Source organism: Kribbella albertanoniae, assembly GCF_004348455.1.
Classification (GTDB): Bacteria; Actinomycetota; Actinomycetes; order Propionibacteriales; family Kribbellaceae; genus Kribbella; species Kribbella albertanoniae.
In genome coordinates this window covers 1-10,355 of the sequence record NZ_SMKA01000317.1, presented here as the reverse complement: position 1 = coordinate 10,355, position 10,355 = coordinate 1, and the positions used below count along the sequence as shown (strand labels likewise).

The following is a 10,355-nucleotide window of genomic DNA, read 5'->3' as shown; positions in this document are numbered from 1 at the left end:
TGAGTGGGGTGGTGCACCTGGGTGGGTTCAAGTACGCCGGGGTGTCGGTGGAGCGGCCGTTGCACACGTACACGCAGAACGTGACGGCGATGGTGTCGTTGCTGGAGGCGATGGACGAGAAGGGTGTGCGGAACATCGTGTTCTCGTCCAGCGCGGGGGTGTACGGGACGCCGAAGGTCGAGACGGTGACCGAGACGACCGCGCCGGCGCCGGAATCGCCGTACGGGGAAACGAAGCTGATCGGGGAGTGGTTGCTGCGCGACCAGGCCAAGGCCTCCGACCTGCGGCACACCTCGTTGCGGTACTTCAATGTGGTCGGCTCCGGCGACCCGACCGTGTACGACGCGAGTCCGTACAACCTGTTCCCGATCGTGTGCAACCTGCTCGCGCAGGGGAAGGTGCCGCAGATCTACGGCACCGACCACCCGACCCCGGACGGGACGTCGGTGAAGGACTACGTCGACGTCGCCGACCTCGCTCGTGCACATGTGGCCGCGGCGCGGGCACTGGATGCCGGTACGGCGCTGGAGCCCGTCTACAACCTGGGGAGCGGGACCGGTACGTCGGTTCGCCAGATCATGGATGCTGCTCGCCGGGTGACCGGTATCGACTTCACGCCGACCGAGGGGCCGCGTCGGCCCGGCGACCCGTCCCAGGTAGTTGCGCAGGGCGAGCTTGCGGCCCGTGACCTCGGCTGGAAGAACACCCACACCGTGGACGAGATGTTCGCCTCGGCCTGGAAGGCCTGGCCCGCCAACCGCTGAGCCGGCAACCGCTGAGCCGGCAACCGCTGAACCGGGCAACCGCTGAGCCCGGGCGCGGCTACAGTCCGGGCCATGGACGACATGCCGGCGTACCTGCGTCCGGATGGGCCGACGGACTGCGGCCAGCCGTGGCGGGCGCGGGACTCGGCGTACAGTCCCGCGTCCTTCATCGGCGGCCTGGTCTGGGTCGCCTTGGGCGTCGGTTCGATGATCGGCGGCTGGGCCATCTTCGGAGCCGCGCTGATCGCCGTACTGGCCCTGCTCGTGACGGGAGCGACTGTGCTGCAGGCTCAGCGGGGGCATAGCGGTTGGTGCTTGATTCGACGCGGAGCGTGGTTCGGGATCGCGGTGTCGGGGCTACCCCTGCGGGTGGCCTACTGGTTCAACTTCTAGTACTCCTTCTTGAACGGCCCCGACGGGCTGAGGTTGACCATGCCGGGGCCGGTCAGCACGCCGCCCTCGACCGGCAGCGTGTGGCCGGTGATCCAGGAGGCGTCGTCGGAGGCGAGGAACGCGACCGCGGCCGCGATGTCCTCGGGTTCGCCGATCCGGCCCAGCGGGTAGAGCGCCTTGAACTTCTCCAGCGTGTCCAGCTGGTTGTCCCAGTTCGGGGTCCGAATGGTGCCGGGGGCAACGACATTGAAGCGGACGCCGAGCTTGCCGTAGCGGGACGCGTAGTTCAGCGTCATCGCGATCTGGCCGGCCTTGGCCGCGGAGTACTCGACGTTGCCGAAGGCGGCCAGTCCGTTGACGGAGCTGATCGTGACCACGTTGCCGCGGGACTCGACCAGGTGCGGCAGGGCTGCCTGGATGCAGCGCGAGGCACCGACCAGCGTCAGGTCGAGCTGGCGGTGCCAGTCCTCGTCGGTCGTGTCCTCGGGAACGCTCGTGACGATACAGCCGCCCGCGTTGTTGACGACGACGTCCAGCCGGCCGAATCGCTCGACGGCTGCGGCCACCGCGGCATCGACATCCGCGCGACTCGTCACATCGGTGCGCACCCCGATCGCCTGGTCGCCGATCTCGGTCGCGAGTTCGCCGATCTTGTCCTCCTGCAGATCGGTGATCACGACCGAACCACCTTCGGCCGCGAACCGCCGTACCACCGCGGCACCGATCCCCTGCGCCCCCGCCGTAACGAGTGCGACCCGCCCCTCGAACCGCTGCACTGTGTCAGTCCTCCAGGACTCGATCGACCTTCTCGTCCGCCACCCGGCGGTCGAGTTTCGCGGGGTCCAGGTTGCGGCACAACACGATCGAGCCGCCGCCGATGATGACCCCGATCAAGACCTTAAGTCCGTCCCGGGTCGTCAGGTCGCGGGTGGTCAGGATGCGGTCGGCGATCGGTTCCGCCGTACCGATCAGGTCGGCATGGGTGAGTTCGTCGTACGCCGGGGAGTCGGCGGAAGGGGCGTCGAACGGGACGAACACGTCGGGGTGGTTGTAGACCTCGGCACCGTAGTCGTGGACGCCGGCCGGCAGCGGTTCGCGGAACCGCCCGCCGAGGGGGAGCAGGGCGGACGCGATCGTCTCGCGCTCACCACTGGCCGAGAAGTCGGGGCCTGTGATCGCGAGGGTGCCAGCTTGAGAGGTGAGCGCGGCCCCGGCTGACCAGGTCGCGAGCGCCCAGACCACGCCGAGCCAGTGCGGCGGCAGACCGATCGCGACGGTCTCATCCGCCTCCAGGTCGTACTCGTCGACGAGCAGGTTGGCGGTCTTGGCCACCCAGTTCGCCGTCGTCAGCGCGCTGAGCTCGATCCGCTCACCCGTCGAGTCGTCGTAGTAGGTCAACAGCGGGCCGGCGCCGTCCCGGCGGACCGCAGCGGCGAAAACCTCGGGCAGAACCTGTGACATATGGCCCACCCTACGGTCCGCCGGCAGACGTACGTTGGCAGGGACTACTGGAAAGAAGGCCGGTCATGGTTCCACAGTTGGAGATGCCCGCGGGCGGCGAGTGGGTCGTCATCTTCATCGTCGTGTTCCTGCTCTTCGGCGCGAAGAGGGTCCCCGAGCTCACCCGCAGCGTCGCGCAGGCGATGAAGGAGTTCAAGAAGATCCAGAAAGAGGACGAGACGCCGCCGGCCGTGGAAAGTAGTTCCAAGACCGGGGCGTAGGCGGACCGCCGCCACCTCTGGCGGCGGTTGTCGGCTCGCGGCTGAGCGTGGGGAGCGGGTTCCGCGGAGGTTGGTGAGTGCTGGCGGTCCGCTTCCCCTAGGGTCGAGGCATGCTGATTCTGGCTGGCCTGGGGTTGATCCTGGTGCTGACTGTTGCCACGGGCTACTTCGTGTCGCAGGAGTTCGCGTATGTGGCCGTGGATCGGAGCCGGCTGCGGACGTTGGCCGACGGCGGTGATGCGGCGGCGGTGCGGGCGTTGAAGGTGACGTCGCGGTTGTCGTTCGTGCTGTCGGGATCGCAGGTCGGGATCACGGTGACGGCGTTGCTCGCTGGGTACTTCGCCGAGCCGTATCTGGGCGAGGGCCTGGCGCGCGTGCTCGGGTCGGCCGGGGTGCCGGAGGCAGTGAGTGTTTCGGTGTCGGTGATTGCCGCGCTACTGCTCGCGACGGTGATTCAGATGGTGCTGGGGGAGCTGGCGCCGAAGAACCTCGCGATCGCGAAGGCGGAGGCGATCGCGCTGCGGTTGTCGCGGTCGACACTGCTGTACCTGACGATCGCCGGACCGATCATCCGGGTCTTCGACGCAGCCTCGAACCGCATTCTCCGCCGGGTCGGGATCGAACCGGTCGAGGAGCTGCCCCAGGGTGCGACGGCCCAGGAGCTGGACCGGATCATCGTCTCGTCGTACGAGCAGGGGTTGCTGGACGAGGACACCATGCGGCTGCTGGACCGTGGCCTGGACTTCCGCGGCCGGATCGCCGACGAGGCGATGCGGCCGCGGGTCGATGTGGTCACCGTGCACCAGGACGAGCCGCTGACCAGGGTGGTCGAGCTGCAGGACACCGGGCACAGCCGGTTCCCGGTGATCGCGGGTTCGGTCGACGAGGTGGTCGGGGTGATCGCGATCGGCGACGTCGTCGAGGTCGAACCGGCCGACCGCGGCCACGTCACCGTCGGCTCACTCGCCTCGCCACCGGTCGTCGTACCGTCCACGCTCCCACTACCTGTCGTGCTCGAACGGCTCCGTACGGCGCACCGCCAGCTCGCGATCGTGGTCGACGAGTACGGCGGTTTCGCGGGCATCATCACGCTGGAGGACATCGCCGAGGAACTGGTCGGTGCGATCCGGGACGAGGACGATCTGCCGGAGACGTCGCCGATCCAGGGTGGTGATGGTTCGTGGGTCGTGCCCGCGCGGTGGCGGCTCGACGAGGTCGAGGAGGCGACCGGGGTGGCGTTGCCTGTGTCCGACGACTACGAGACCGTGTCCGGGCTGGTGATGGCGCGGCTCGGCCGGATCCCGGTGATCGGTGACGAGATCATCGTGGAGCTTCCGCACCGGCTCGACCACGAGGGGCGGCCGATTCGAGCGGAGTTCGTCAAGCTCGTCGTACAGACGTTGGAACGACGCGTGCCCGGTCTTGTCGTGATGGAGCGGGTGGCATGAGTACGCCGCTCGCTCTGATCATCTCGGTTGGTTTGCTGGCACTGAACGGGTTCTTCGTGGCGGCCGAGTTCGCGTTGGTCGCGTCGAAGCGGCATCGGCTCGAGGAGGCCGCGGCAGCGGGAAGCCGGTCCGCCCGGGCCGCGATTGGAGGGATCAGCGAGCTGTCGCTGATGCTGGCGGGTGCCCAGCTCGGGATCACGTTGTGCACGCTGGGGCTGGGGTCGCTGAGCGAGCCGGCGGTCGCGCATCTGCTGCATCCGCTGTTCGAGCTCGCGCATATCCCCGAGGGCGTGGGGCATGTGATCGCGCTGATCATCGCGGTCGGCGGGATCGGTCTGCTGCATGTGCTGCTCGGTGAGATGGCGCCGAAGTCGTGGGCGATCAGCAACCCGGAGCGCGCGGCGCAGGTGTTGGCGCTGCCGTTCCGCGGTTTCACGTACGCCGTTCGCCCGCTCCTGCTCGCGCTGAACTGGATCGCCAACCTGTGCGTCCGGCTGGTCGGAGTGACCCCGCAGAATGAGTTGGCGAGCGCGCACGGTCCCGATGAGCTCCGGCTGCTGATCGACGCGTCCCGCGAGCACGGCACCCTCGAGGCGCCGGAACACGACCTGCTGACCGCGATGCTCGCACTGCAGAACATCACGATCGCTCAGCTGATGGTTCCGATGGACCGTCTTGCCACCATTCCGTCCACCGCTTCCGCCCGTGATGTCGAGCTGACCAGCCGCCGCGAAGGCCGCTCCCGCCTCGCCGTCATGACCGGTACGACGATCTGCGGCATCGTGCACGTCCGCGACGCTGCCCGCGCCACGACGAGCGGCGGTACGACGCTCCGAGCCGCCGAACTGATGACCGCGCCGCTGAACCTCGCGCCCGGTACCCCAGTAGCCACCGCCATCCGCACCATGCGCGACCACCGTTCGCAGCTCGCGGTCGTCTGCACCGGCACCGACCCACTCGGCGTGGTCGCCCTCGAAGACCTGCTGGAACAGGTCATCGGCGAGTTCGACGACGAAACCGACCCGATCATCACCGCCGCGGCAAAATCACCGGAGCCCCGCTCCCCGGATGGGGCCAAACCTCCACCGGATGCCGATAGACCTCACTGAGCAACTCAGCCGTCAAGACCTTCCGGGGGTTGCCATCAGCAACAACCTTCCCGTGCGAAAGAACAGCAACCCGATCCGCATACCCAGCGGCGAGATTGAGGTCATGCACCACGACCACCACCGCATCGTCCCCAGCTGCGGACTTCCGGGCTAGCTGCAGGACTGCTTCCTGGTGGTGGAGGTCCAGGGCGGCGGTGGGTTCGTCCAGGAGGAGAAGTTGGGATTCTTGGGCCAGGGCTCGGGCCAGTGAGACACGGGCTCGTTCGCCGCCGGAGAGGGAGCTGAAGACGCGGTGGCGGAACTCGGTGATGTCGGCGGTCTCGAATGCAGCTTGTACAGCGCGTTCGTCGTCGTCGGCGCGGGTGGTTGCGTACCAGGGAGCGCGGCCCATGGCGACGAGGTCGGCGACGGTGAACGGGAAGGAGATTGTTGCCTGCTGCAACATCACGGAGCGGCGCATCGCGGTTTCGACCGGGGACCAGTGGTTCAGCGGTTCCCCGGCCAGGAAGACTGCGCCGTGGTCGGGGGCGTGATCGCCACTGAGTACGCCGAGGAGCGTGGACTTGCCGGCGCCGTTCGGGCCGACGAGCGCCAGCACCTCGCCGGTGCGGACGGACAGGCTGACTCCGTCCAGGATCGGCGTACCGCCGAGTGCGAGCGACACCCCGCGCACCTCGGCGATCGTCCTACCGGTTGGCAGCCGGGACGGGAGTCGGCGCCTCATCCCCAACCTCCTTGCCGGGTGCGGGTCCGGCGCAGGAGCCAGAAGAAGAACGGAGCGCCGACGAGTGAGGTGATCATGCCGATCGGCAGATCAGCGTTGCGGATCAACGTTCGCGCCAGCAGATCCGCGACGATCACCAGAACCGCGCCACCCAATGCGCTTGCCGGCAGCAACAACCGATGCCCCGGCCCGGCGATCATGCGGATCAGGTGCGGCACCACCAGTCCGACGAAACCGATGATCCCGGAGAACGCCACGCTCGCCCCGACCAGCAGTGCAACAACCACGATCACGGTCAGCCGCAGCCGCTCGACGTCCACCCCGAGATGCCCCGCCGACCGATCACCCAGTGACAACAGATCCAACCGCCGAGCCAGTACGACGGACGCGATCAGACCGGCCACGGTGAACGGCAGAACCGCGGTCACGGCCGGCCAGGTCGCGCCGTTCAGGCTGCCGAGTTGCCAGAAGACGAGCTGCTCGCGGGCACTCGTGTTCGCGATGAACGTGGCGAACGAGATCAGCGTGAAGGCCAACGAGTTCACCGCGATCCCGGTCAGGACCAACGTGACCACCTCGGTCCGCCCGCTGGCCCGGGACAACGAGTGCACGAGCAACGTCGTACCGAGTCCGGTGATGAACGCGGCCACGGCGATCGTCCAGTTGCCGAGGTACGTCACCCCGGTGACGATGACGAGCGAAGCGCCGACCGCGGCCCCCGACGACACCCCGACCACCGACGGTTCGGCCAGCGGGTTGCCGAACACGCCCTGCATCAACGCACCTGCAGTAGCCAGCGAGGCCCCGACCAGTACGGCGAGCGCCACCCGCGGGAACCGGACCTTCCACAGCGCGTTGTCGCCCTGGGGGTGGCTGGGCATCGGCCCGAGATCCAGCCCGATCCGATGCAGCAGCGACCCGACGATCTCGGCCGGCGGGATCCGCAGCTGGCCGAGCCCCGCAGCGACGATCACCAGCACGAGGAGCGCGACGGTCAGGAAGCCGATCAGGCCTACCGATCGCAACCGACTCAAGGCGTGTAGACCGCCTTGGCGAGCGCGGCGACGGTCCGGCCGGTCCGCGGGCCGAAGCCGAGCAGTTCGGTGTCGTTCATGTCGATGATCCGGCGGTGCTGACCGGCCGGCGTCTGGCCGAGCCCGGGCAGTTTGAGCAGTCCGTCAACGCCCTTCACCGACTTCAGCCCTTCGGTCATCACGATGATCACCTCGGGTTGCGCCCGGATCAGCGCCTCGCTGGTCAGCGGCACGAACGACTTGTCCAGCCCGATATCGGTCCCGGTGTCGATCCCGCCGATCGCCTTGATCATCGCGTCCGCGCCGGAACCCGGGCCGCTCATCAAATACACCCCCGCCGTACCGCGGACGTAGAGGAACGTCATCCGCAAAGGCTTGCCGCCCGACCGCGCCAGCGCCAGGGCGGACGTGATCTCGGTCGAGGTCCGCTTGACCAGCTCCTCACCGCGCTCCGGTACGCCGAGGGCGCCTGCGACCGCGCGGATCTGGCTCGGCATCCCGTCCATGGTCCGGGCGTCGGAGAAGAAGATCACCGGTACGCCGGAGGCCCGCAACTGCTCGATTACCTCGGGCGGCCCGATGCTCTTGTCGGTCAGTACGACGGTTGGGTCGAGCGACAGGATCGCCTCGGCGTTCAGGTCGTGAGCGCTCGGCGTGACCTTGGGCAGCTTGGCGGCTTCGGGGAAGCCGGTCGAGGTGTCCCGGCCGACGACCTTGTCGCCGAGTCCGAGGCTGAACACGATCTCGGCCAGCGTGCCGTAGAGGTCGACCGCGATGATCCGGCTGGCGTCCTTGACTTGCACCTGCTTGCCGTCACACGACTTCACGTCGACCGGCAGCTTCGGTGCGGCCGACGACGCAACCGGGTGGATCGCGTGGTCGGTCAGCGTCGCCGTGGCCGGCCCGGTCAGCGTGTGCGGGTCGGTGCCGGTGACCGGAGCTGTGGTTGCCTTGGGCAAGGGGTTGCCGTCGGCATCATTACTGACTGCGAATCCCTTGACTGGTGGGCGGCAGGCGTCAACAGCGGCCGTCGGCTCAGGCGCTGCCTTCGACTCCGCGCAACCCATTGCCACGAGCAACAGCAGGACGACGAGGATCGCCGTACGGGAGACTCGGGACAGATCGAGCGTCACGACGCGACCTGCGGGTAGCGGGGGAGGACCAGATCGGCGAGGGACTTGAGCACGTCGACGTTGAAGCGGTAGGCGAGCAGGACCTCCTCGAGAACCTGCTCCTGCTCCTCCTCGTCCAGGGGAAGCTGGTCAAGCAGTTCGCGGTAGGCGTCCTTGAACGGCTTGGGCTTCACGTTGTCGAAGACGTAGAAGCGAACGCCGTCGCCGCCCGGGACCAGGCCGTACTCGGTCGCGATCAGCCGGCCGATCGCCTGGCCGCCGGACAGGTCACCGAGGTAGCGGACGTAGTGGTGGGCGATGAACCCGCCCGGCCATCCGGACAGCTCGGCCAGCCGCTCGGCGTACAGGCGGGTGGCCACGGTCGGCTCCGGGATCGGTACGCCGCGGGTGTGCAGGTAGGCCAGGTCGGCCTCGAGTGCGTCTCGGCGGTGCAGATCGGGGAAGACGAACGCGCCGGCGACGGGATGGCCGCTGAACTGGTCCGCGAGCTCTTCGAGGGCCCAGTAGATCGCCGCGTGCTGAGCGACCAGGGCGGCGTACGCGGGGAGGTCGAGGTGGCCCTTGGTCAGGGCTGCGAGATAGCTGCTCCCCTCGGCGTCTCGGTGCATGCGCATGCTCCGTTCCCGGAGGCGTTGCGAGAACGGCGGCTGAGCGGTGGCCGACGGGCCCGATGGCAGAGTCGCGAGACTTAGGTTAGCCTAACCAAACTGAATTAGGTGAGGAGTGGGGCGTGAAATTCAGGGTGGGGCTGTTAGTGGCCGTCGCGGTACTGGGGGTGGCCGGCTGGCCGGTCGCAGCGCTCGCGGCGAGCGGGCCGAACGGGCAGACCGTGACGGCGTCGGTGACGACCGGACTGAACCCGGCCGGCACCAACGTGACCGTCCGTGGCAGTGGATTCGACCTGAACAAGGGGATCTACGTCGCGTTCTGCGTGAACAAGGGCCCTGGGCAACTACCTTCGCCATGCCTGGGTGGGGTGGACATGAAGGGCGAATCCGGTTCGTCCGTGTGGATCTCATCGAACCCGCCGTCGTACGGCGAGGGCCTGGCGCGGCCGTTCACCCAGTCCGGTGGCAAGGGATCGTTCGAGGTGCAGCTGACGGTGAAGGCCAAGGATCAGTTCACGAACTGCCTGGACAAGAAGGTTGCGCCGCTCGGCTGCGTGATCGGGACTCGCGCTGACCACACCCGTACGGCGGATCGCAGCGCTGACGTGCTGATCCCGGTCACCTTCAGCGGCTCGAGTATTCAGCCCACCACGACACCCAGTGCGACCAACCAGCCCACCACTGCACCCAGTACGCCGAACACCGGTGGCGGTAAGGACGGCAAGCCGACCGGCAGCCTCGCCAACACCGGCGGTCTGGCGATCGGCTTCGCGGTCGCGGCCGTCGTACTGCTCGGTGCTGGCGCCGCCCTCGTCCTGGCCACTCGTCGCAAGACCACCTCGCAGAAGGAGACTTCGGCATGAGCCGCCGCCTCGGGTTCGCACTGTTCGCGAGTTTGGCGGCGGTCGCCGCGTCCAGCATCGGTCTGACCCCGGCTTCGGCTGAGGTCACACCGACACCTCAACCTGCTCAAGCCTTCACTCCCAAGATCGAGGTGTCGAAGACCGCTGACATCACGCCGGGTGAGGACCTTGTAGTGAAGGGATCCGGGTTCGACCCGGCGGCCAATGTCTCGCTGCGGCCGCCGGTTACCGTCGGTCAGCCGGCCGGCGTGTACGTCGTCTTCGGGTCGTTCGCCGACAACTGGCAGCCGTCGACCGGCGCGGACGCGACCACGCGGACTCTGCTCGACACCAAGTGGGCGGTACCGCAACCGTCGTACGACCAGGTCTCGACCGACTTCCCGGCGCAGAAGCCGCGGATGGTTCTGCTGAACCCGGACGGCACTTTCGAGCTGACGGTGAAGACGAAGAAGGTCGCGGAGAACCCGCGCAACTACGGCGTCTACACGTACCCCGGCGGCGGTGCGGTCAACGCTGCGCACGAGCTCGCCGTGAAGGTGACGTTCGCGAGTGACACCC

At 68.0% G+C, this 10,355-nt stretch carries 13 protein-coding genes; 7 read left to right on the top strand and 6 right to left on the bottom strand.

What is annotated here, in order from left to right; translation table 11 throughout:
• Together E1261_RS39360 and E1261_RS39355 are read left to right on the top strand one after the other, a co-directional pair.
• Nucleotides 1-764, top strand: a 764-nt coding sequence (locus E1261_RS39360; protein ID WP_132414849.1) for an NAD-dependent epimerase/dehydratase family protein, incomplete at its 5' end; no start/stop codon positions are given.
• A 72-nt stretch (nucleotides 765-836) separates the two neighbouring features.
• Nucleotides 837-1,157, top strand: coding sequence for a hypothetical protein (locus E1261_RS39355; protein ID WP_132414848.1), 321 nt, complete (start codon nucleotides 837-839; stop codon nucleotides 1,155-1,157).
• On the opposite strand, the gene E1261_RS39350 is transcribed toward E1261_RS39355, so the two are convergent.
• Together E1261_RS39350 and E1261_RS39345 are read right to left on the bottom strand one after the other, a co-directional pair.
• On the bottom strand, nucleotides 1,154-1,933 hold the full coding sequence (locus E1261_RS39350) for an SDR family NAD(P)-dependent oxidoreductase (RefSeq protein WP_132414847.1): 780 nt from the start codon (nucleotides 1,931-1,933) through the stop codon (nucleotides 1,154-1,156). The two genes, E1261_RS39355 and E1261_RS39350, sit on opposite strands and share 4 nt — an antisense overlap.
• 4 nt (nucleotides 1,934-1,937) lie before the next feature.
• Nucleotides 1,938-2,618 (bottom strand): TIGR03089 family protein, encoded by a 681-nt coding sequence (locus E1261_RS39345; RefSeq protein ID WP_132414846.1) that lies wholly within the window; start codon nucleotides 2,616-2,618, stop codon nucleotides 1,938-1,940.
• A gap of 65 nt (nucleotides 2,619-2,683) precedes the next feature.
• Between E1261_RS39345 and E1261_RS39340 the strand changes: the two genes are divergently transcribed.
• The 3 genes from E1261_RS39340 (at nucleotide 2,684) to E1261_RS39330 (ending at nucleotide 5,435) form a co-directional block, all read left to right on the top strand.
• On the top strand, nucleotides 2,684-2,878 hold the full coding sequence (locus tag E1261_RS39340; protein WP_132414845.1) for a twin-arginine translocase TatA/TatE family subunit: 195 nt from the start codon (nucleotides 2,684-2,686) through the stop codon (nucleotides 2,876-2,878).
• A 110-nt stretch (nucleotides 2,879-2,988) separates the two neighbouring features.
• On the top strand, nucleotides 2,989-4,326 hold the full coding sequence (locus tag E1261_RS39335; RefSeq protein ID WP_132414844.1) for a hemolysin family protein: 1,338 nt from the start codon (nucleotides 2,989-2,991) through the stop codon (nucleotides 4,324-4,326).
• Entirely contained in the window at nucleotides 4,323-5,435 is a 1,113-nt protein-coding gene (locus E1261_RS39330; protein ID WP_132414843.1) for a hemolysin family protein, read from the top strand. The genes E1261_RS39335 and E1261_RS39330 overlap by 4 nt, the downstream gene beginning before the upstream one ends.
• Here the strand turns inward: E1261_RS39330 and E1261_RS39325 are convergent.
• The 4 genes from E1261_RS39325 to E1261_RS39310 are packed head-to-tail and all read right to left on the bottom strand — an operon-like array spanning nucleotide 5,356 to nucleotide 9,003.
• Nucleotides 5,356-6,159 (bottom strand): heme ABC transporter ATP-binding protein, encoded by an 804-nt coding sequence (locus tag E1261_RS39325; RefSeq protein ID WP_132414842.1) that lies wholly within the window; start codon nucleotides 6,157-6,159, stop codon nucleotides 5,356-5,358. The genes E1261_RS39330 and E1261_RS39325 overlap by 80 nt on opposite strands.
• Nucleotides 6,156-7,193, bottom strand: a complete 1,038-nt coding sequence (locus tag E1261_RS39320) for a FecCD family ABC transporter permease (protein ID WP_132414841.1) — start codon at nucleotides 7,191-7,193, stop codon at nucleotides 6,156-6,158. The genes E1261_RS39325 and E1261_RS39320 overlap by 4 nt, the downstream gene beginning before the upstream one ends.
• Nucleotides 7,190-8,326 (bottom strand): heme/hemin ABC transporter substrate-binding protein, encoded by a 1,137-nt coding sequence (locus tag E1261_RS39315; RefSeq protein ID WP_238176720.1) that lies wholly within the window; start codon nucleotides 8,324-8,326, stop codon nucleotides 7,190-7,192. The genes E1261_RS39320 and E1261_RS39315 overlap by 4 nt, the downstream gene beginning before the upstream one ends.
• Nucleotides 8,323-9,003 (bottom strand): biliverdin-producing heme oxygenase, encoded by a 681-nt coding sequence (locus E1261_RS39310; RefSeq protein ID WP_272948636.1) that lies wholly within the window; start codon nucleotides 9,001-9,003, stop codon nucleotides 8,323-8,325. Before E1261_RS39310 ends, E1261_RS39315 begins: the two co-directional genes overlap by 4 nt.
• Nucleotides 9,004-9,056: 53 nt before the next feature.
• Here E1261_RS39310 and E1261_RS39305 point away from each other — a divergent pair, with 53 nt between their 5' ends.
• Complete coding sequence (locus E1261_RS39305) at nucleotides 9,057-9,797, top strand: hypothetical protein (protein WP_132414839.1); 741 nt, start codon at nucleotides 9,057-9,059, stop codon at nucleotides 9,795-9,797.
• The coding region (locus E1261_RS39300; protein ID WP_202875410.1) for a hypothetical protein at nucleotides 9,794-10,355 on the top strand (562 nt) is incomplete at its 3' end. The genes E1261_RS39305 and E1261_RS39300, both read left to right, overlap by 4 nt.